The 21,094-nt window shown below is 42.6% G+C and carries 18 protein-coding genes and 1 pseudogene; 5 read left to right on the top strand and 14 right to left on the bottom strand.

Annotation, left to right across the window (positions count from 1 at the left end):
• Window positions 1-29: 29 nt before the first annotated feature.
• The 6 genes from HC660_RS05170 to HC660_RS05145 form a co-directional block, all read right to left on the bottom strand.
• Complete coding sequence (locus tag HC660_RS05170) at window positions 30-1,382, bottom strand: aspartate aminotransferase family protein (RefSeq protein ID WP_168749410.1); 1,353 nt, start codon at window positions 1,380-1,382, stop codon at window positions 30-32.
• A gap of 133 nt (window positions 1,383-1,515) precedes the next feature.
• Window positions 1,516-2,430: an AEC family transporter gene (locus tag HC660_RS05165; protein ID WP_168747286.1), complete on the bottom strand. Its 915-nt coding sequence runs from the start codon at window positions 2,428-2,430 to the stop codon at window positions 1,516-1,518.
• 111 nt (window positions 2,431-2,541) lie between these two features.
• The gene (locus HC660_RS05160) at window positions 2,542-4,083 is read right to left on the bottom strand and encodes a bifunctional GNAT family N-acetyltransferase/carbon-nitrogen hydrolase family protein (RefSeq protein WP_024120710.1); all 1,542 of its coding nucleotides are present in this window, start codon (window positions 4,081-4,083) and stop codon (window positions 2,542-2,544) included.
• 15 nt (window positions 4,084-4,098) lie between these two features.
• Window positions 4,099-4,761: an HAD family hydrolase gene (locus tag HC660_RS05155; protein ID WP_168747285.1), complete on the bottom strand. Its 663-nt coding sequence runs from the start codon at window positions 4,759-4,761 to the stop codon at window positions 4,099-4,101.
• Between the two features lie 122 nt (window positions 4,762-4,883).
• Window positions 4,884-5,306: a CBS domain-containing protein gene (locus HC660_RS05150; protein ID WP_010333523.1), complete on the bottom strand. Its 423-nt coding sequence runs from the start codon at window positions 5,304-5,306 to the stop codon at window positions 4,884-4,886.
• A gap of 138 nt (window positions 5,307-5,444) precedes the next feature.
• The gene (locus HC660_RS05145; protein ID WP_168747284.1) at window positions 5,445-5,840 is read right to left on the bottom strand and encodes a YhcU family protein; all 396 of its coding nucleotides are present in this window, start codon (window positions 5,838-5,840) and stop codon (window positions 5,445-5,447) included.
• A 111-nt stretch (window positions 5,841-5,951) separates the two neighbouring features.
• Here HC660_RS05145 and HC660_RS05140 point away from each other — a divergent pair, with 111 nt between their 5' ends.
• The gene (locus HC660_RS05140; protein WP_010333521.1) at window positions 5,952-6,860 is read left to right on the top strand and encodes an RluA family pseudouridine synthase; all 909 of its coding nucleotides are present in this window, start codon (window positions 5,952-5,954) and stop codon (window positions 6,858-6,860) included.
• Between the two features lie 32 nt (window positions 6,861-6,892).
• Here HC660_RS05140 and srtA read toward each other — a convergent pair whose 3' ends face one another.
• Window positions 6,893-7,489 carry a class D sortase, LPxTATN-specific gene (gene srtA / locus HC660_RS05135; protein ID WP_010333520.1) on the bottom strand — a complete coding sequence of 199 codons (597 nt, stop codon included), beginning with the start codon at window positions 7,487-7,489 and terminating at the stop codon, window positions 6,893-6,895.
• Window positions 7,486-11,058, bottom strand: coding sequence for a DUF6359 domain-containing protein (locus HC660_RS05130; protein WP_168747283.1), 3,573 nt, complete (start codon window positions 11,056-11,058; stop codon window positions 7,486-7,488). Before HC660_RS05130 ends, srtA begins: the two co-directional genes overlap by 4 nt.
• 144 nt (window positions 11,059-11,202) lie before the next feature.
• Here HC660_RS05130 and HC660_RS05125 point away from each other — a divergent pair, with 144 nt between their 5' ends.
• Window positions 11,203-11,859 (top strand): spore coat protein, encoded by a 657-nt coding sequence (locus HC660_RS05125; RefSeq protein ID WP_168747282.1) that lies wholly within the window; start codon window positions 11,203-11,205, stop codon window positions 11,857-11,859.
• Here HC660_RS05125 and HC660_RS05120 read toward each other — a convergent pair.
• Window positions 11,785-12,757 (bottom strand): annotated as a pseudogene (locus HC660_RS05120) (gluzincin family metallopeptidase); the annotation flags it as partial. The gene HC660_RS05125 and the pseudogene HC660_RS05120 overlap by 75 nt on opposite strands.
• A 122-nt stretch (window positions 12,758-12,879) precedes the next feature.
• On the bottom strand, window positions 12,880-13,449 hold the full coding sequence (locus HC660_RS05115) for a YhcN/YlaJ family sporulation lipoprotein (RefSeq protein ID WP_010333516.1): 570 nt from the start codon (window positions 13,447-13,449) through the stop codon (window positions 12,880-12,882).
• A gap of 154 nt (window positions 13,450-13,603) precedes the next feature.
• Between HC660_RS05115 and HC660_RS05110 the strand changes: the two genes are divergently transcribed.
• Window positions 13,604-14,041, top strand: a complete 438-nt coding sequence (locus tag HC660_RS05110) for a hypothetical protein (protein ID WP_168747281.1) — start codon at window positions 13,604-13,606, stop codon at window positions 14,039-14,041.
• 244 nt (window positions 14,042-14,285) lie between these two features.
• Here the strand turns inward: HC660_RS05110 and HC660_RS05105 are convergent, their stop codons facing one another.
• From HC660_RS05105 to HC660_RS05095, 3 genes are all read right to left on the bottom strand, one after another.
• The gene (locus tag HC660_RS05105) at window positions 14,286-15,806 is read right to left on the bottom strand and encodes an FAD-dependent oxidoreductase (RefSeq protein WP_168747280.1); all 1,521 of its coding nucleotides are present in this window, start codon (window positions 15,804-15,806) and stop codon (window positions 14,286-14,288) included.
• A 151-nt stretch (window positions 15,807-15,957) separates the two neighbouring features.
• Window positions 15,958-16,551: a TetR/AcrR family transcriptional regulator gene (locus tag HC660_RS05100; protein ID WP_244956497.1), complete on the bottom strand. Its 594-nt coding sequence runs from the start codon at window positions 16,549-16,551 to the stop codon at window positions 15,958-15,960.
• Between the two features lie 363 nt (window positions 16,552-16,914).
• Window positions 16,915-18,306 (bottom strand): L-cystine transporter, encoded by a 1,392-nt coding sequence (locus tag HC660_RS05095; RefSeq protein WP_168747278.1) that lies wholly within the window; start codon window positions 18,304-18,306, stop codon window positions 16,915-16,917.
• 172 nt (window positions 18,307-18,478) lie between these two features.
• On the opposite strand from HC660_RS05095, the gene HC660_RS05090 reads away from it, so the two are divergent.
• Entirely contained in the window at window positions 18,479-19,558 is a 1,080-nt protein-coding gene (locus tag HC660_RS05090) for a diguanylate cyclase DgcK (RefSeq protein WP_168747277.1), read from the top strand.
• Between the two features lie 2 nt (window positions 19,559-19,560).
• On the opposite strand, the gene HC660_RS05085 is transcribed toward HC660_RS05090, so the two are convergent.
• Entirely contained in the window at window positions 19,561-20,391 is an 831-nt protein-coding gene (locus HC660_RS05085; RefSeq protein ID WP_168747276.1) for a MetQ/NlpA family ABC transporter substrate-binding protein, read from the bottom strand.
• Between the two features lie 446 nt (window positions 20,392-20,837).
• On the opposite strand from HC660_RS05085, the gene cspB reads away from it, so the two are divergent.
• Window positions 20,838-21,041 carry a cold shock-like protein CspB gene (cspB, locus tag HC660_RS05080; RefSeq protein WP_010333511.1) on the top strand — a complete coding sequence of 68 codons (204 nt, stop codon included), beginning with the start codon at window positions 20,838-20,840 and terminating at the stop codon, window positions 21,039-21,041.
• Window positions 21,042-21,094 lie beyond the last annotated feature (53 nt).

The following is a 21,094-nucleotide window of genomic DNA, read 5'->3' as shown; positions in this document are numbered from 1 at the left end:
GTGTGCTCCTTTAACAAATCACTTTTGTATCAAATCGTAAGTATGCTTTCCTTCACTGTTTTTACGATAAATGCAAGGTCCTCTTCTGTCAGACAAAATGGCGGGGCGAGCTGAATGACATTGTTGAATCCGGCGACTGTATCGCCGTTTTTGCCGATGATCAGCCCTTTCTCTTTGCATGCCGCTACCACTTGGTTCACTTGGTCAGCGCCAGCCGGCTCTTTAGTCAGTTTATTTTTGACAAGCTCGATTCCGACCAACAGCCCTTTTCCCCTTACATCCCCTACTGCAGGGTGTTCTCTCAATGACTGAAGCTCACCTAAAAGCTCTGCTCCGAGATCGCGGGATCGCTGAATCAGCTGTTCGTCCTCCATAATTTGCAGGTTTTTCAAAGCCAATGCGCAGGCTGCCGGGCTGCCGCCGAATGTGTTGACGTGGCGGAAACGGTCATAGGGAGCTTCTCCTTGGTAGGCTTCAAAAATTTCCCGCTTAACCGCGGTCGCTGACAATGGCAGATACGCGCTTGTAATTCCTTTCGCCATTGTAACGATATCGGGCTTCACGCCGTAGTGCATAAATCCGAACGGCTTGCCAGTCCGCCCAAATCCGCAGATGACTTCGTCACAAATCAGCAGGGCGCCGTGACGGCGGCAGATTTCCTCCACTTTCTTCATATATCCGTCCGGCGGCATTAAAATGCCTCCGCCTGTAATAATGGGCTCCATAATGACACCGGCAATCGTTTCGCTTAATTCCCATGTCATGATACGGTCAATTTCATTTGCGCTCTCTAGCGTATCGGCGTCTTCAGGATTTCGGTAGACATCGGGCGGGGCGGCGTGCAGGAATCCTTGGCTTAACGGTTCATATTTATATTTCCGCTGTGCCTGACCGGTGGCAGAGAGCGCTCCCAACGTATTGCCATGATAGGCTCTATATCTAGAGATGAATTTATAACGGCTGTGGTCGCCGTTTTCCAGATGGTACTGGCGAGCGATCTTAAAAGCGGTTTCATTCGCTTCCGATCCGCTGTTGGAAAAGAAAATCACATAATCGCCGCCAAGCCACTCATTCAGTTTTTCCGCCAATTGAATCGCAGGTGCGTGACTTTGCGTTAACGGGTAATACGGCAATTCCTTTAATTGTTCATAGGCAGCCTCCGCAAGCTCTTTTCTGCCGTAACCAATATTAACGCACCATAAACCGGACATCGCATCAAGATAGCGGCGTCCGTCTATATCAGTCACCCATGCTCCTTCCGCTTTTTGGGCAATCAGACTGTCCGCTTGATGCGCTCCCTTCATAGCATGCCACACGAATTGCTCATCCTTTTGCTTTAATCCCTGATTTTGCTGAATGTTTTCCATCCCCATCATCTCCATTTCATTAGCGTTCAATAAATTGAAACAGACCTTCTCTTATGTGATGTCTAGGTGATGATTTCCCTGACTTCAATATAAAGCCAGACGACAAAGGAGTCAATAAACCGCCGGGTAATTAAAACATCCTCTTTCATCAAGAAGAAAGAGGATGCAGCATCCAAAGCAGGACCGGCAAAGTGACTATGCTCAGCATTGTGCTGATAAAAGTGGCACTGGAAACGACCTCAGGCCTTGTATTAAACTGAACGGCCATTAAGGTCGTATTGGCAGCGGTCGGCATGGCTGCTACGAGAATCATAATTTGCTTCGTCATGTCATCCACAGGCAAAATCGATGTAAAACCCAGCGCAATGAACGGAGATACCATCAGCTTCAGCAGCAGAGAATAAGAAATTTTTCTGTATTCAATATTCTTGAAAGATATCAGCGCAAGCTGCATGCCAAGAATAATCATGATCGTCGGTACCGTGGCATTTCCGACCAGTTCAATGCCTGTCATTAACTCTTTGGGAATTGAAATATGCATAAGCTGAAGTATCGTCCCTAAAAGTGCTCCGTACACCACAGGCATACGGATAACCCGAGTCATCACCGTTTTACATCCGCCTTCCTCCGAACCGCCCTTTGCAGCGTAATACATGCCGATGGTGCTCATAATTAACTGCTGCAAGACCATTAACACAACAGCCGTATCCAGCCCCGCCGTCCCAAACACAAGCAGTACGACAGGCGTGCCGTAATTGCCATTATTCATAAAGGCAGATGAGAGAATCATGGCACAGCGATCTTGATTCGAATACTTATGAAAAAAGGATAAAAAGGAGACCAACAGCACTAGAACCAAGCATAGACCCAGCACAAAAATAGACAGATACACATAGTCCATCGTCAGCTCGTTTGAATAAAACGTATCAAAAGCCAAAAAAGGAGACATTAAATATAAGGACATTTTGGACAGTGTCTGTATATCAAAACCGAGTGTTTTCTGTCCGATATAACCAATTGCGAAGATTCCGAAAACAGGAACTAAAACAAGCAGAAACTCCATAAGGCACCTTCTTTTCCGATGTACACATATTTATTTCTATTGTAGAGAAAGCGCAGCAGCGTTTCAATTCCGCTTTTTAAAAAAGCCCGCCAATACAGGCGGGCCTTCGCATTATTTCTTATAGTGTATGTGGTATATATCACGGCGTCTGTCTTTGAGCTGGCGCACCGTTCCGTTTTGGCGCTGTCTTCTGAGAATTTCTAAGTCAACATCGCCAATGACGACCATTTCAATATTCGGGTTGGTTTCCCCAACGATGCCGTCTCTTGCAAATTCAAAATCAGAAGGAGCAAAGATGCCTGACTGAGCATATTGGATATCCATATTTTCCGTTTGCGGCAGGTTTCCAACCGTTCCGGAAATGACGGTATAAATTTGATTTTCGACCGCTCTTGCCTGTGAACAGTATCTGACACGCAAGTAGCCTTGACGGTCTTCCGTACAAAATGGCGTAAAAATAATTTTGGCGCCTTTATCGGCCGCAATGCGGGCAAGCTCAGGAAATTCAATGTCATAGCAAATTTGGATCGCAATTTTTCCGCAGTCCGTATCAAACACACGCACCTGGTCGCCCGCACTGATTCCCCACCATTTCCGTTCATTCGGCGTAATATGAAGTTTATATTGCTTCTCAATTGTTCCATCGCGTCTGAACAGGTAGGCGATATTATAAATTTTCCCTTCCTCTTCTACGAAATGAGATCCGCCGATGATGTTGACATTATATTTAACTGCCAAGTCTGTAAACAGACTGATGTAATCCTCAGTATACTCAGTAATTCTCTGTACCGCCAAGCTTGGTGAACGTTCCTCAAGGAAGGACATCAGCTGGGTTGTGAAAATTTCCGGGAACACTGCAAAATCGGATCTCGCGTCAGACGCAACATCGACATAGTACTCTACTTGATTCGCAAATTCCTCGAAGGAATAGATTTTTTTCATTTCGTATTGGATGACACAAATTCTTACAGGGAAGGCCGATTTATAATAACGCTTTGTCTGCTGCGGCAGATAATCGACATTATTCCATTCCATCAGCGTCGCATATTTGATTGAAGCTGTATCATCCGGGAGATAATCCGGGTTAATCCGCATCAGGGTAAAACCGTTCATCAGCTGAAACGAAAGGACCGGATCGTAAATTTGATGGCGTGTTACCTGTTCAACATACTCTCTCGCCGTCATTTCATCAGCATATTTATGATAGTTCGGTATTCGTCCGCCTATGATGATGCTTTTCAGATTTAAGCGTCTTGCCAAATCCTTTCTTGCCTCATACAAACGATGGCCGATTTTCATCCGTCTGTAATCAGGATGCACCATGACCTCGATCCCGTACATGTTTAAGCCATCCGGATTGTGATTGGTGATGTATCCGTCATCTGTAATGTCCTGCCACGTATGGCGGTCATCATATTCATCAAAGTTAATTAAGAGGCTTGAGCACGAACCGATGATTTCACCTTCGAATTCTGCACAAAACTGCCCTTCGGGAAAATGCTCCAGATGGCTAATTAAATGCTCGCGCTTCCACGGCTCCATGCCTGGAAAGCAGTCCTTTTGAAGGTCGATAATGTTGTCGATATCTTTCTCTTCGATATTACGGATGACCATTTTCTTTTCAAAACGGGTCAAATCTAATTTCTCAGACAATCTACTCGCTCCTTTCTATTTTTGTGCGTTTAGATGATCAAGCAATAGGGTGAGTTCCATCTCCGCCATTGATTCGAGCCTGTGATCATATTCTTCAAACATCAGGGTGCCTGTTACTTGATTCGGAACGATGACACACTTCATGCCCGCTCGCTTGGCAGCAATCGAACCATTGACGGAATCCTCGAATGCGAGACATTCCGCCGGCGATACTCCAAGATTCTTTGCCGCTAACAAATACAGCTCGGGATTGGGCTTGACCTCTTCTACATCATCAGCTGTCTGAATCACTTCGAATTCGTCAAACAGGCCCAGTTGCTTCAAATGGCCGGATACCCATTTATAATCTGAGCTGGAAGCCAGACCTACTTTTAAGCCTAAATCCTTTGCCGCATTCAGATACGCTTCAACACCTGGTCTCGCTTTTTCTGTTTCCATGCGTTTTGCAAACCGGTCTCTTCTCAGTTTTGTCAGCTCTTCATGGTTCAGCTTTTTGCCTATCTGCTCTTCTAAGTATTCAAATGGCCGAAATCCCGCCGCTGTTCCGATAACCTTTCCCCATACGGATAGTGGCAGTACTGAGCCATGTTCCTCAAAAATTTCCTGAAGGACTTCATATTCATGCGTTTCTGTATCAAGAATAAGCCCGTCAAAATCAAAAATTAACGCTTTTATCACTGCGTACAACTCCTTTGGCCCGAATTGAGACATATGTATACACTATACCCCGAAACGTCTCTGCTTTCAAAAAGTAAGGGTCTATGTGAAGAAAGAGCCTGCACACTGCAAGCTCTTTCTAATTAATGCAAGTTTTGATGAGAAATGTTTGTCAGCGCTTCTCCAGCAGACTCGTTCGACATCTGATTGACAGCCAGGTCTCCAAGCGCAACGATCCCGACTAGATTGTTTTGATCTACAATAGGAAGGCGGCGGATTTGGTGCTGGGCCATCAGCTGCGACGCGTCTTCCAGACTCATATTAGGGTTTCCTGATACGAGGTCTGTTGACATCACTTCTGAAACGGGTGTCTGGCCATCTCGGCCCTGAGCTGTGGTTCTCAATGCAATGTCACGGTCAGTCAGCATTCCTTTTAAAACACCTTGCTCTACAACGGGAATCGCCCCAACGTTATGCTGTTTCATCAGAGAAGCCGCTTCCTGAATCGTTTGATTCGGAGAAACGGTTGCTACCTGCGTTGTCATTGAATGTTTAACTGAACTCATTGGTCAGCACCCCTTTCAATCATTAGTATGTTCAGACACCGGATGATTAAAAAGGGAGTTGCAGGAAAGGTTTTGTGGTATGATTTCTCTGATGAAAAAAAGAGCTTTTCTTGAAACGGAAAAGCTCTTGCTGCGAGATTATATCAGTCTTCTGTGACCGGATAAGGCTTTGTTTGATTTCATTTGAAAATCAGATAAAGCAAACGGAAAATATATTCCGCATTCATTCAGCAACTTGCTGTTTTTATTAAAAATGGCTTGATCACTCAAGTCATCGTGCGGTGAAGGCTTTGTCAGGATAATATGTATCATTTGCAGACAAGCCATAATTTGAAAAGCTTCTTTTAATGTTCCTTGGTAATATTGGTTATTTAAAGACAGAACGCCTTTCTTTTTAAAGCGCTGAATGTCCAGTTCGGAGAAATAAAGAGGAAATACATGATGGAAAAGCTCCATTGACAGTTCCTTGATAAAGCTTTCCTGTTCTTCAGTTGCTGCGTTCATAATTCTCACGTCTATCACCTTTCTTGCCATCGAATATCCAAAGTCTTTCTCAAGAATATCACAGAAAAAAACGCGAATGTTAAGGTAAGTGTTTCCTATGAGAATCAACGGCCTTTCACGCGAAAAAGGAGCCATTTGATCATGAAAGAAAAAGGCAAAGGGCTAGAGCTGATAATCAGTGAAAAACAGGACGGACAATGGCTATTTTCCGTGCTGAAAACAGAGCTCAAAGCTTCGAAACCCGTTATCCAAGAATGGATGACTCATCACAATATAAAAATCAATCATGAGGCTGTCAAAAACAACATACTCGTAAAAAAGAATGACCGCCTGTTTATTGATCTTCAGGAAAACGAAGAATCCTCTGTCATACCTGAGTATGGAGAGCTTGATATTTTATTTGAAGACCGCCACATGTTAATCGTCAATAAACCAGCCGGTATTTCCACTCATCCCAATGAAGAAGGTCAGACCGGTACGCTCGCCAATTTGATCGCATACCACTTTCAGGTAAATGGTGAAACAATCAAAGTGCGCCATGTCCACCGTCTTGATCAGGATACATCGGGCGCTGTCGTATTCGCCAAGCACCGTTTGGCGCATGCCATCTTAGATCAGCAGTTAGAGAAAAAGACGCTGAAGCGTACATATCTCGCAATTGTTGAAGGAAAGCTGAAGCCCAAAAAAGGCAAAATTGATTCGCCGATTGGAAGAGACAGATCACACCCGACAAGACGGCGGGTTTCACCAGGCGGACAAGCCGCCGTCACCCATTACCGTACCCTTACTGTCAATGCGGGAGAAAAGCTCTCGCTTGCTGAATTAGAGCTGGAAACGGGCAGAACGCATCAAATCCGTGTGCATATGGCAAGCATCGGCCATCCGCTAACGGGCGATACACTTTACGGAGGCGGGAGCCAATTTCTTAACAGGCAGGCGCTTCATGCCAAAAAGGTACAGGCTGTTCATCCGATTACCGGAGAACTGGTCGTTGCCGAGGCACCGCTTCCTGCTGATATTGAAAGTCTTTGCCATACTTATTTATCATGAAAAAAAGCCGCAGAGATTGACCTGCGGCTTTTTTATGAAATACGTTTTCCGTAAATAATATAACGTTTCGGGGCATTTCCGACATATGAAAAAGGATAGCAGGTGGTCAGTATGAGCTCTTCCTTTTCGTGCTGCAGCGTAATAATGGACGTATCATCCTTGTCTACAATTTTTGTTTTTTCAATTTCATATGTGAAATCACCATATGAAAGGATGATGTTGAGCCGGTCACCTTTTTCAAGCTCTCCCGTCCGGCGAAACACAGTATCACGATGTCCTGACAGCACAATTTGTCCGTTTTCATCTGGATAATAGCTGTCCTTGTAGTGCCCCACACCTTTTTCTAAGTCATCAGCATCGGTTCCTTCCACGATTGGAAGCTCCGCATTGATTTTAGGGATTTCCAGTATGCCGCTCGCTTGACCGGTTTTCGGCTTAAACGATGATTTTTTTTCGGCTTGATTAGCGTTTTTCTTCGTGCCTGCAATGGCCGGCGGCTGTTCAGCCGCCTTTTTTGCTTCTTTTAATGTTTGCTCAGTTTTCATGCTGGTATCAATCAATTTAAAGCCCCCGTATCCAGTGATCGCAAGACCGATCACAATGATTACAAGAGGAATATATTTTTTCACGTTGTAGCGGCACTCCTTTTCCTTCTGATATATAAATACGTTCCGGACAGTGAGACCGCTGCACCAATCACAATAAAGTTGTAGTATCCAGCTGACGTATCCGGGAGCTTAGAATCAGAGCCGCTTTCCTTACCTTCTTTATGCAAAGGCAGTGTGTTTAAACGGCCGGCGGCAGTAGCAGGCTGATTGGTCTTTGTTGTAAATTCTTCAAAGGTCGAAATGACTGCAGGCGGGAGTTGATGGATCGGAGCAATGCCCGGGGTCTCTTTTAGATCAGGCTGTTCTTCTCCAGGTGTCGGATTTACCTTGCCTGGATCGTCTGTTCCCGGACTGTCTGCCGGGTCTTTAGTGACTGGGTCTTCAGCATGACTGTCTTCAGCCAGTTTAATTCTGCCTTCTTTCGTATATGAAATCGGATTTTCAAAGCTTTTTACATACTCTACAGTCGCTTCTAAATCCTCAGGCCCTGTAACCGGATGTTTCCCAAGCAATCCGATTGGCTGGTATTTGGCTCCTGTCGCCGTCGCCATAAAATGATTAACGGTCAATGTGTATGTGGCATCCGGCTGGATTTCGGTTCCATCTGCCATCTTTATCTCAACTGCTTTGCCTGTATCTTTATCCCACGTATACGTAAACCCGCTTATGCTGTAGTCAGGGCCGAAAACCGGTGAGATTTGCGCATTGATGATCTCCCGTAAATCTTTTCCTTTAATCTCAAGCTTCGTCAACACATTTCCGAACGGCTGAATGTTATAAAGATCCCCCCATGTAATCGGTCCTTTCTTCAGCCCTTCCCGTATCCCGCCGCCATTCATTAGCGCAAAATCAGTTTTCATCGCCGCTCTCATGCCATCGGCAATCAAATTCCCAAGAGGCGTGTCGCCATCATTAGAATAACCGCCTTCCATATCAACAGCCGCTTCACCGACTACTTCGCTGATAATCGGTTCAGCAATGGCCTGATACTTACTTAAAATAGCTGAGGCGCTGGCATCAGGTTTTTTCTTGCTTTGATCGACGTATTCAATTTCAGCCGACTTTTTGACGATGTCTCTTGTCTGTTTATTGATTTCCAGATCAACGACACCTATCGCTTTTCCGTATTCAAACGCCTGAACGATCAGCTTGCCGTTCACTTCACCATTGACGACCTTATGATTATGCGCTGCAAAAATGATGTCTATCTCAGAATCAGATTTGTTTGCAAGGTCAGCGGACTCACCTGTTATTGTGCTGCCGTTTTGTTCGGCAGACATATGTGCGAGCACCGCAATTGCCCTGATGCCTTTTTTCTTCAGCTCTTCGGCAGCAGCATTTACTGCTTTTACTTCATCGGTAAACTCAATGTCCTTTATTCCGTCAGGTATTACCATTCCGGCCGCCGACTGTGTAACAACTCCAATAAAAGCAACGGGTATGCCCTCCACATTTATGATGTCATAAGCCGGCAAAAAGGGTTCTCCGGTAGACTTCATTTTACAATTGGCGCACACGAGGGGAAAATTTTGCCCGTCATAGCCCCTAGTGCCTTTCGGATGATCTCCCCCTTTTAACATTCTCATGAGTTCATCCATCCCTTCATCGAACTCATGATTGCCCACAGTTCCAACATCAAATCCGATATCCTCCATCAGTTCGACAGTTGGTTCGTCTTGAAGAAGGGATGATACAGGCGAACTGCCTCCGATCATATCACCGGCGTGCACAGTGAGCGTATTTTTCTTTTCTGCCTTTTTCTCTTTCAAATAAGCAGCTGCATAGTCCATGCGTCCGAATGTGCCATCTGGAGTGCCGTCTCCATCAAGGTCAAGCTGATATTGCTGATCGATTTTCCCATGCAAATCGTTCATGCTTAAAATCCTAAGCGGTATATTTTTTTGGGGAGAGGTTTGCTTTTTCTTGTAACCGGCACTCTCTGCTTCAGCTTCTGAAGCAAAGAATATCCTGTTTTCCACAGCCACCTGCTTCCAGTCTGCTGGCGCAACATAGGCCTTGTTTGATGAGTCTCCCACATACCTTGTCAGCCCTTTTCCCTGCTCTCTGGCTCTAAATTCAAACGGCATTTCCATAAGAGGATCCGCTTCATTCCAAATGCCTTTTTGCTCTTTTTTTGCATTGGCGACTGCAGCCTGAAATTCCTGATAATCCTCTTCATTTTCAACAGGCCAAATAAAATATGTTGGAGCATAGCCATTTTTCACGAGTTCTAAATTCACATTTGACCCTATTTCAGTCACAACCTGCCCAAGAAGTCTGCCATAGCTGTCCTTGGCTTCACTGCCGACTTTTACAGTAATGTGATCTCCTGGAGACAAAACAGTTTTTAAATAGTCAGATGCTTTCTTTCCAAATCTTAATTGATTTTCATCTGCTTCATTTTTTGGTGTGTGGTACGTTTCTGGCGTGTCTACATTTACAAAACGAATTTTTGTCGCACCAAGTATCGGTTTTTTGACATGAATGGTGTCACCGTCTACAACGCGATCAACCACAGTTTCATATTTGCCTTCTGAAGAAGGCGGGGCAGGCTGCTCTTGAAGCGACTTGATGTCTGCTGATTTTCGCGGAAGAAGCTGAAGGGATTGATATCTGCTCAACACGCCTGTGATTTCATACCATTTATTCTCAGTCAGTCCATCAATGATACCTGTCTCATTCATAACACGTAATGTCATTGCGTGGTGATCGTTATCAATCATTGTTACATTGTAACCGCCGCCCGCTTGAGAATTTGGAATGGAAGAAATATAAGCTTTGACCGTCACAAGACGCCCTTCATATTGATCACCCAAGCTGCCATTGACCAGTTCATTAATAGTTGAAGGTTCAGGGACAGGGAGAGGCTGATTGGATTGGGTAATACGGATGCCGGATGTATCCGGAACAATTTCAGTAAGCCCTTGGTAAGTCGTTATTTTCCCCGTTACCGTAATACCCATACCTTCTTTTAACTCAGGGAAATTCTCTGGCCCTGCCGAATAAATGTTGATGCCGCCTGTGTCATCCTGCATAAAGGTCGACAGCTTTCCGCCTCCGATTGCGTTTTGATCGGCAGTAACAACACCTTTAATCGTGACATGCTGATTCATTCTGCCGCGCGCTTCCTGTATTGTAATAGGCTGTGCTGCCGGCGGAGATTCAGCGTCATCCTTTAAGACCATCGACTGAACCTTCTTAAGACCTGTCGTATTAAAATAATGTTCAAGCTCTCCTTGAACAGCTATCTTTTTCCCAAGAAGCAGCGGGTTCGTTTGCATTCCGAATTGGCTTCTGAACGCGGAGGGTATTTGCACGGGAAGAATGTGATTGGGTGATGTCTCGTTTTTGCTGTCTGCTATAGCAACGTTATAATCATTTGAAAAAGGACTCGTCAGATTATAATGCTGAGATGAAACGGCTTGGCCGATTGTATATCCTTCGACAAGAGCTTGTCCCTCTTTTTGCTGTATTGCTTTTTCAACCGATATTGCTTCTGCCGGCTCAGCAGCCCTTACAGCTTCATAAGCGGACATGACATTCAAGAAAATGAAAAGCATGATCAAAACAACATGCAAAAAACGCCTCATCAGTTTTCCTCCCTTACATCTTGCATGATTCGTTTATTTGTTAATCACTTCGACAATCAGCATATAATTCCTGTCAGTCACTGCATAAAACACAGCGGACAGGCACAAAATACAGCTGATCTGAAAAAAAAGGAGGAATTCGGTTTGGATCAGCAATTTCAGCAGCAATCACAGAACAAAGGGATACCAGGTAAACCGCATCAGAATCACGGCGGACATGAAATGTTTGATATGCACGAGGTGCTTTCCGGAACGCTTACTGTGCTTGATCAGTTTATGATGCTGAGACAATTCTGTAAGGATCAGGAATTATTAAACATCCTTGACCGCCAATATCAATTCATTACATCTCAATATAACTTAACAGCAGAGTGCTTCAAAACAGGAAGCGAGCCTTCACAAAAAACGGCAACTTATATGATGAAGGAAGACAACCAGACTGTTTACGGCATGCAGCCGGCACAGCCTAAGAAACCTGTTCAATCTATGAATGATATTGATGACAGCATCATCAGCCGCCAAATGCTTTGCGCTGTTAAGGCACAGGCATCTATGCTGACGATGGCTTCTCTAGAAATGACAAATCCGGCCGTCAGACGTGTACTGTCTGCGCAAATTCAGGAGTATGTCGAAATGGCTTTTGAGATTTTCCTTTACCAAAACAAACATGGTTACTACCAAGTTCCGCAGCTTGACGCGCAGGATATGGAACAACTGAGAAATTCCTTTGCCCCTGCACAAGGACAAATGCCTCCGACTCAAGCAACTCAAGGCGGTATGGGCCAGCAAGGACTTCATTAATTAAAAAAGGCATTGGATAGGTTCTATCCAATGCCGCATTTTCTTCAAACGATTTGGTGAAATCTTCTTCAAATTGATCAAGACTATCCTGTGTCGCTGCTTTAAACCCTTTTTTAAAATCCCCTTTTTTCGCTGTTTCCTTTATAATCTCCAAAATAATGTCTTTCCCGTATGTTTCCGTCAGCTCATTGACCATATAAAAACTTTGCAAATAAACATCGGTTTCATATTCCGATCGAGCTTCCTGCCAGTCCTGATCTGTCTGCAAACGGTCAAACGGCACTGCAGAAAACGTGATCGGATCTATGAGCAATTCATAGTTCGCGATCCACTCGCTTAATCCTTCATGGAACCATAAAGGGAACTCATCAGGATCTGCTTCGAGCTCCCGTAATTTCTGATGAAACGCATGGTGTGTGTACTCATGAATCAATAATCTCTGATACAGATAAACCGCTACCTCATCACCTTCTAAAAGCTGCTTTTTCTCTTCAGGCAATAATCCGATCAGCTGCTCCCGCTCAGAATAAAAGCCGACAACATCCATTAAACCGGAATAAGCCTCCATCTGTTTTTCATTAGGAAAAAAAATGATATCAATAGGCTTGTGATTCGAATATTCAAGCATGACCTGATTAATACTCACCGCATATTCAAGCGTTTCTTTCGTTAATGGCAGTAAGGATTTTTCCTTAGAAGTGTAATAAACATCGGCCTGTGTAAATGACTCTTTCTTCATGTGCTTCGTCACTTGTTCTTTCGTTATCCCAGATGCCTGCCCTGGCAAAGACAGAATATACATCGTGCTTGATACGATGGCCGAGCTTATGGCCAGCATCACAAGGACTCCGCACAGGAATAGAGCGGATGCCGCACGCTTTCCTATGCCACCCTGCAAACGTCTCCCTCCCTGAGCCGGTCCGTCTTGTACCTTTTTATTTTTACTCTATGCAGCCTTAGTTCACAGCGTGTCATTTCTGCAAAGAAAAAAGCCGCACAAGTTATGCGGCTTTTTATCTTTTATTCAGCTTGCGGAAATACACGTTGCACTGTTTGACTAAATTCATCAAAGAATCCTGCAATCGGATCACCATTTTGGATTCGTTTGCCATACCCCTGCATCCGATCAACAAAGTCTGGATTTGCAGAAACATACACGTTGTCCATGTTCTTATCAGTATCTTTTACTTTATCGGAGATCTTCTTTTTCAGATCTTTTCCAACTTCTTCTTTTCCATTTGTTAATACAACCGCAACATACGCTTGATTTCCGGCAACAATTACATTTGCGTGTTTCACTTCTTTCATTTCGGTAATTTTATCGGCAGCATCATCAGCAACTTCCAACTGACGGTTATCATTACCGTTATTGTTATCACCATTATTCGTCATATTATTGTCGACGTTGTCACGGGTATCATTTGCATTGTTGATATTTCTTGTACCGTTATCATTTCCCGGATTGCGGTAGTTAACATTTTCAGGCTCTGCATTATCACGTCTGCCCTCACCCTGATTGGCCATACCACAGCCAGTCATAAGCAAAGGGATAAGAAGCATGGACGCAAGGACTTGTTTTTTTCCAAGCATGTGAATTCCTCCTTTATCACTTTACTTATAGGTTTTTCTAATTGGCTCTAAATATGCATGAAAAAATATCGGAAATGCTTTCCCGGGAAATAAAACGGTTAATTTGTCTAATGAGCGGGGAAAATATCAATACACTTATAAAGGAGGGATCACGTTGTTCAAACAGCGAAAAGGAATCAGTCCGACAGCCTTAGTTATCGGTTCAACTATGCTTGTTGCTGCTTTATCACCACAGATCCGGCAAAAAATCAGCGGGTTTATTACAGGCCAAATGAACAACCGAAATGCTCAAAATAAGTCGGTTGATCTTCCTAATATTGGAGATATGATGAAACAGGCGTTTGGCGGAAATAATCAAGATCAATCTCAAAATCGTCAGCAAACTGGCCGTCAGCATCAGCATGCAGGCCAGCAGCAAAGCCAGCCTCAACAGCATCAGTCTCAGTCTAAGCAAAATCGTCAAACGGACACAACAACCAGAAATAGACAGCAGCAATATGCAGAGCCAATCCATTTCGATCAAAGCGCAATGAATGTAATGGATGACAACACTGTAATGGAAATGCTGGAAGACTTAGAACCCGGCCGTTAAAAAAACGTGTAATCCTCTGACGGATTACATAATGGTTCAAATAGTTAATTTTCTTGGCTTTTAAGGTGTTTTTTGCTTTTGATTTTCTTGTATTTTATATTTTTTCGTATCTTTAGAAGTACAATTGGTGAGCATAAAAAATCCTTCTTGCGTTCAATGATGAACGTTTGAAGGATTTTTTTTATGCTGCAACTCTATCCGAAGCGATCTTTAGCTAGAACCTAATTGTTCCGACTTCAAGCACTCATGATTTTATTTTATAGATAGAAACTATATGTTGGTCCGGTCTTACGAGTGCAAATATAAAATCTTTAGAACCCTTTCGATATTTAGAGTTTTCACTTGGAATTAGCAAATCTTTATGAACCGGGAAATCAATACCTTTAGAAATATCAGCAAACAATCTCCACTCCTCTTCAGGTTGATATTGACCAATAGAAATTAAGGTATGTTTCAGACCTAATTGTTCTATAGGATGAAAACTCTTTTCTTCATAGATATAGGGAACCCTTTTGCCTGTTACCCATTTTCCACATGTTTTTAAGAGAATGCTTCCTTGCGGTCTAACCCGATCAATTGAATAATCAACAGGCAGTATTTGACCTAGCAAGGCCTCCTTTTCCATTGCTTTCTCCCCAATGAAGGATATATTAGAAATTGTTTTTAGCAAAAGCGAACGTCCTCCAGCAAGAAGTGGATTCGTAATCGCCATATTCCGGAATATCAATGCGTTGTTTTTTTGTATCTCGTCCGCTCCCACTCTTTGTTCTTCAGAATAGTCATCCAAAAAAGCACTAAAATTTTTATGCTGTTTCATTGAAAGCGCAAGTCTCCATCCCAGACGCCAGGCACCCAGTACTCCTACCATCATCCCAGCACCAGCCGAAGGTCCCATCATATGAGCAGCATCTCCAGCCAAAAGCCATCTCCCTTTTCTATAAGTTTGGCTTTGCCCTTGTCCTAAACGAAAAGCACTCGCCCAAAGCATCCGGCGGACTTCTGCATCCGGTAGCCGTTCTTTTAGTAACTTACTTACAAATTCCGAATTTATAGCTTTTTCCCGACTTTCTCCTTTGTTTATACGATAAATGAAACGCCATTTCCCTGGTGCAAAATAAAAAAATCCATAAGGTCTGTAAGAATCCAGGATAATATTTGAAATATCTTTAGGAAGATTACATTCCATATCAAAATCTGCAACAGCCGAATCCATTCCATAGTCTCTCCAAGTTTTATCTATCCTCAACCTAGTCCTAGTGATACTGTTAGCTCCATCACATCCAACACCCCAAGGGGCGGACAATTCATACTGCCCATCTTTACTATGCACTATAACAATAACTTTGTCTTTTGTTTGAGTAACTTCCACTACCTTATGGCCCCTGCGGATTTCTACCATTCCTGTTTTTCTAGCAGTGTCTTCAAGTATTTCCTCCGTATCGCGCTGGGGTAATTGAAGAGAGTATCGATAGGGCGACTCTAATGTATTAAAGGACCATCTAAGAAGTTTGCCATGTTGATTTTCAAATTGATGTAAAACCCGGAGTACTCCTTTTTCGTAAAATTGGTTAAATACCCCCAGTGATTTTAGAAATTCAATTCCACGCGGCATCCAAGTAATAGCTCTTGATTCATCCTTTGACGTTGAATCTTCTCTTGCCTCAAGAATAAGCGAGGAAACTTTATACTTTGACAATACAAGAGAAAGAGCCAAGCCTACAGGTCCTCCACCTACGATAAGAACACCTTTATAAAAAGAATTCATTTGCTACTCCTTTAAATTCAACTTTATCGTATTTAATCTAGCCTTAATACTTTACCCTTTTTGATTGTTTATACGGTTAAAATTCGAGCTTTTCACATTGGCCCCAAAACTTACTAAGCGCTTACTAAATTTATTGGTGAAAGAAAAAGTATCATTTTTTTATGATACCTTCACATAATGCTTGAATTAGAGTTTTTAAATATATCTTATGATCTTTCTCTGTACACGATTTTCCATAAGTCATAAAGTAAATAAATAATGACCCTATAAAATGCCTGGCTAACGATGTATAATCTAGACTCTTAATTTCTCCGTAGTCAGCCCTCTTTTCTAAGAAATTACCAAGGGTAGCAACTCCTTTGTCAATCAGTCCCTTCAATTTCTCCGCCATTATTTGATTTCTTTGAGACTCGCCAAAAACCATAATAATAAATGATGATTTGTTAACCATCAGTTCAAATAATCTTTCCCCCAGTCTATGGAGCGTCTCGTCGACGGGGAGCTCATCATGGAAATATAGGATACGTTGCACATCCTCCAAAAAATTATGTTTTGCCAAAATCGCATGTAATAGTTCTTCCTTAGATGAGAAGTAGTGATATATAAGCCCGTCTGTTACACCAGCTTCCTTGGCAATTTCTTTTACCGTTGTTCCATTATACCCTCTCGAAGAAAATAGCTCCAAAGCTGTATCAATTAATTTTTCCTTGCGTTGTGCTGATCTCTCGGATTGTTTCAGTTTCATCACCCATTTCTAACTTCCACCTATTTATTAAGTGCTTACTTAGTTTATTTTATTGATTGTTTGTTGTCAAGTTTACTCATTCCACCCAATACTCAATTAATTACTACAGATTCAGTTTCAACTTCATTATCCCGAATCTGTTAATAAAAAAGCATACTCAACTAAAACAAGATTTGCACTCCATAATCCGAATACCCTTTTAATAAGGCAGCTTTCAGTCTCTATTTCAGTAACGTTTAGTAAGTGGAGTAAAAAGGAGTAAAAGCAAATCATAAAAAAAGAACCCATGAAACCCTGATATTACAAGGTTCATGGGTCTTTTATTGAAATTAATCCTCTGACGGATTACACGTTTTAATATGTCTAGGCTTCTTCCGCTTCGATCACATTGGATCGATCTTGGAATACACCAGAATCTATTTCCTTCGTGACTTTGCTGGTAATCAGGCCTGATGTCATACTTCCGCTGACATTCAGCGCAGTACGTCCCATGTCAATCAACGGTTCGATAGAAATTAATAAACCGGCGAGCGCGACAGGCATATTTAACGCTGATAAAACGAGCAGCGCTGCAAATGTAGCTCCGCCGCCAACTCCGGCGACACCAAACGAGCTGATGGCAACAACCGCGATAACTGAGATGATAAACGCCGGATCAAACGGATTTTGGCCGATTGTCGGAGCAATCATCATTGCCAGCATAGCCGGATAAATGCCGGCACAGCCATTTTGGCCGATAGATAGCCCGAACGAGCCGGCGAAGTTCGCAATTCCTTCCGGCACACCCAAGCTCCTTTGTGTTTTAATGTTCAGCGGCAAAGCGCCTGCGCTTGATCGTGACGTAAATGCAAACACGAGTACAGGCAATGCTTTTTTCAAATAAACAACCGGATTTAATCCGCTGATCGTCAACAGAAGCAAGTGGATGATAAACATTACAATCAACGCGGCATATGAAGCAATGACAAACATACCAAGTTTCAAAATGCTGTCAATATCACTTGTCGCAATCGTTTTTGTCATAATGGCCAGCACACCGTAAGGCGTCAGTCTCAAGATGAGAGTAACAACCCGCATGACAATAGCGTAAACAGCATCAATCAATTTTTTGAACGTTTCTGCCTGTTCAGGCTGTTTCCGTCTCACACCTAGAAATGCAATGCCTAGAAAAGCGGCAAAAATAACGACTCCAATCGTTGATGTCGGTCTAGCCCCTGTAAAATCCAAAAACGGATTTCCAGGAAGCAGTTCAATCATTTGCTGCGGCAGTGTTTTCGCTGTCATCTCCTCTGATTTCTGTTCAAGCTCCTGTCCCCGAGAAAGCTCTGTACTTCCTTGGTCAACCTGGATCGCCTGAAGATCAAAGGAAAGGGCGGACACAATACCAACCGCCGCGGCTACAGCTGTAGTCGCAACCAAAATCCCGATAATCAAACCGCTGATTTTCCCGAGATTTTTTGTCAGCTTCATCTTTGTAAAAGCGCCTAGAATGGAAATAAAAACAAGCGGCATGACAATCATCTGAAGCAATTTGACATATCCGCCCCCGGCAATATTAAACCAGTCGGCTGTTTGAACCACAATGTTTGAAGTCGGACCGTATATCAGCTGAAGCGCAAACCCAAAAACGATTCCCAGCCCCAGCGCAGTAAACACACGTTTTGAAAAAGAAACATGTTTCTTCTGCATGGCAAAGAGCCCAATAATGAGTAAAAGTAAAATAAATACATGCAAAATGACTAGCAAAGTCTCCAATTGAGGCAAACTCTCCCTTCAAAATTTTTCTTATATACTATATTACACAAATTCCGATAGTTCAAGTAAGAATTATTCCAGCATCAATATTTGGATAAAAAAAACCAATGAATACCGTTTTTGTTCTTTTCATTCCCCCCTTTCTTTAGTAACTTATAAAAGGGTGATAATATTGCTGAAAGAACTGTTCGTAAACTTGACTATTTTAATCACATTTAATTATCTGTTCACCCACCTGTTTAAAGAAAGGTTAATACATAAAAAAGACCGCCTTTCCTTTCAGCTAGTAAAAGGAGCTGCTTGCGGTCTCCTCGGGGTTATTCTTATGAATTTTGGTTTGACGTATCACCATTCAATCATTGATTTTAGAAATATCCCTATTATGATCGCCGCTCTTTATGGAGGCTGGGTGTCTACGGTGACAGCCCTGATGATAATCGCAACAGGCCGCATGCTGATCAGCTTGAATGAATCAGCGCTGTATTCCATGATTACAATTTGTATCGCTGCTGTGCTGTCACTTATTGCATCAAGGAGAGAAGAAGTTCAGCTGAAACACGTCCTATTACTTTTAATCATTTCAAATGGGTTCATCTCCTTTTTCTTCTATGTATTTGTTGATATCCATTCACTTAAGCTGCACTTTTACTTTTGGCTGATTTCAATTATCGGCGGCATGCTCAGCCTATATATTATCGAGCATGAAACCAATGCACATCTTTTATTTAAACAATATAAGTTCCAGGCGCACTATGACTTTTTGACAGGTATTTATAACCGCAGAAAGTTTGAAGAAATCACACAAGACCTGTATCAACAGGCTGCACACACTCCATCTTTACAATTTTCGCTTATTTATATGGATATCGATCACTTTAAAACCATTAACGATCAATATGGCCATCATGAGGGGGATCAGGTTCTGAAAGAGCTGGGATCCCGACTAAAACAAAATATCCGCAACACTGATCCTGCCGCACGGATCGGCGGAGAGGAATTTGCCGTCTTCTTGCCAAATTGCACGCCCGAGAAAGCAGTCCAAATCGCCGAACGGATCAGGCACTCGATCAGTAATACACCGATTGTATTAACAAACGGAGAAAAGCTTGCCGTTACGGCCTCACTGGGAGTAGCCCATTACCCCCGAAACACAGATAAGCCTGAAACCTTGCCTGTTCTTGCTGATCAAATGCTGTATAAAGCGAAAGAAAACGGCCGAAACAAAGTATGGTTTACCATAAAAAAAGAATGAATTCATTTTTTGAATTCATTCTTCCAATCTGAAAGACGATGTAAAGGCAAAAAAGCGGGAACAAGCATCCCTTGATACTCTTGTTCAATAAATGCCGCTGTATCATCTGATTGATAGAGTTCAAGGATGGTTTGCAATGTTTCGCGATCTCTGTCCTCAGCCCTGACAACAATTACATTCATATCTTCCTTCACGGTTTGCCTGCCGCCCTTTAGTGTATGCTTCTGCGGGTTCAGCCCCGCTTTTTTTGCGGCGGCTGTTTTCATCACAAACACATCAGCTCCGCTCATTACATCCTGTTGGCGTACGGTTTTCAATTTCAAGTGTTTCGGATTATCTTTTATCACATCAATTGAACCGGTTCCATTAAAACCGTTCTTCAAAGTAAGCAGTCCCGCTTCCTGCAGGAGTGTAAGGGCCCGCCCAAAATCGAGCGCTTCATCCGGGACAGCAACAACAGCACCGCGCGGAATATCTTTGATTTGCCGATACCGTTTTGAATAAATGCCCATAGGCGCTATGTATGTCGTGCCAAGCGGTGCCAGTTTATGTTTGTATTTCTTTGAGAACGACTGAAAATATGAAATGGATTGAATAGCATTGGCATCAATCTCTTTGTTTGCCAGCGCTATATCTGATTCTGCATAATCAGAGAATAGAATCAGCTGAATATCAAGCCCTTCCGCTTCAGCCTTTTTTACGATATAGTTCCATATCGCTTCGTCCGACTCAGCAATTCCTATTTTTATCGTTTCATGTTCTGCTGACCGTGAGCATGCAGTAAATGAAACGAAAAGAACAAGAACAAAACTGCATACAAGCCACTTTTTCATTGTGACACCATACTCCTATCTATCTTATTAGAGCATGCAAGCAATATCAGACATAAAAATCAGACGCTCTTAGTTGATAAACGTTGTCATTTGTAACATTGGTTAACTTTACCTTACTCATATCAGATAGGGTTGTCAATTACTATTACCCCTACCTTTCCGTAAAGAGATACAAAAGAAAAAAGTCCTGCAAACATATGATCACGTATCGAAAAAACAGATACATTTCGGCAAATAAATATCAAAATGAAAAATAATATGTTATTTTCCGAAAAAAGTTTCGTTTAACAGTTGTTTTTTCTCGAAATTACTGGTAGAGTAAAGGTAATTATTTTTGTTCGAACTATCTTTAAGAAGAAAGTTTTGTAAGAGTTTTCGTCTTGGAAGTTTGTTTTAGAGCAAGAATAGTGAATTTAAGCGTTATGATCGCTTTAGGAGGAAATTTCATGTTAGAAGGTAAAGTAAAATGGTTCAACTCTGAAAAAGGTTTCGGATTCATCGAAGTAGAAGGTCAAGACGATGTATTCGTTCATTTCTCTGCTATTCAAGGCGAAGGCTTCAAAACTTTAGAAGAAGGCCAATCAGTTTCTTTCGAAATCGTTGAAGGAAACCGTGGACCACAAGCTGCTAACGTTACTAAAGAAGCGTAAGCATAAATTGATAATAAGAACTGCAGGTGCAAGCCTGCAGTTCTTATTTTAAA

It is taken from the genome of Bacillus mojavensis, assembly GCF_012648005.1.
In the GTDB taxonomy this organism is placed as follows: Bacteria; Bacillota; Bacilli; order Bacillales; family Bacillaceae; genus Bacillus; species Bacillus mojavensis.
This window is presented reverse-complemented; position numbering and strand designations above follow the sequence as displayed.

Bases quoted from the DNA above. Each gene is read 5' to 3' on its own strand.
- HC660_RS05170 (WP_168749410.1), bottom strand. From the start codon at position 1,382: ATGGAGATGATGGGGATGGAAAACATTCAGCAAAATCAGGGATTAAAG.
- HC660_RS05165 (WP_168747286.1), bottom strand. From the start codon at position 2,430: ATGGAGTTTCTGCTTGTTTTAGTTCCTGTTTTCGGAATCTTCGCAATT.
- HC660_RS05150 (WP_010333523.1), bottom strand. From the start codon at position 5,306: ATGAGTTCAGTTAAACATTCAATGACAACGCAGGTAGCAACCGTTTCT.
- HC660_RS05145 (WP_168747284.1), bottom strand. From the start codon at position 5,840: ATGGCAAGAAAGGTGATAGACGTGAGAATTATGAACGCAGCAACTGAA.
- HC660_RS05140 (WP_010333521.1), top strand. From the start codon at position 5,952: ATGAAAGAAAAAGGCAAAGGGCTAGAGCTGATAATCAGTGAAAAACAG.
- HC660_RS05130 (WP_168747283.1), bottom strand. From the start codon at position 11,058: ATGAGGCGTTTTTTGCATGTTGTTTTGATCATGCTTTTCATTTTCTTG.
- HC660_RS05115 (WP_010333516.1), bottom strand. From the start codon at position 13,449: ATGCTTGGAAAAAAACAAGTCCTTGCGTCCATGCTTCTTATCCCTTTG.
- HC660_RS05105 (WP_168747280.1), bottom strand. From the start codon at position 15,806: ATGAATTCTTTTTATAAAGGTGTTCTTATCGTAGGTGGAGGACCTGTA.
- HC660_RS05100 (WP_244956497.1), bottom strand. From the start codon at position 16,551: ATGAAACTGAAACAATCCGAGAGATCAGCACAACGCAAGGAAAAATTA.
- HC660_RS05085 (WP_168747276.1), bottom strand. From the start codon at position 20,391: ATGAAAAAGTGGCTTGTATGCAGTTTTGTTCTTGTTCTTTTCGTTTCA.
- cspB (WP_010333511.1), top strand. From the start codon at position 20,838: ATGTTAGAAGGTAAAGTAAAATGGTTCAACTCTGAAAAAGGTTTCGGA.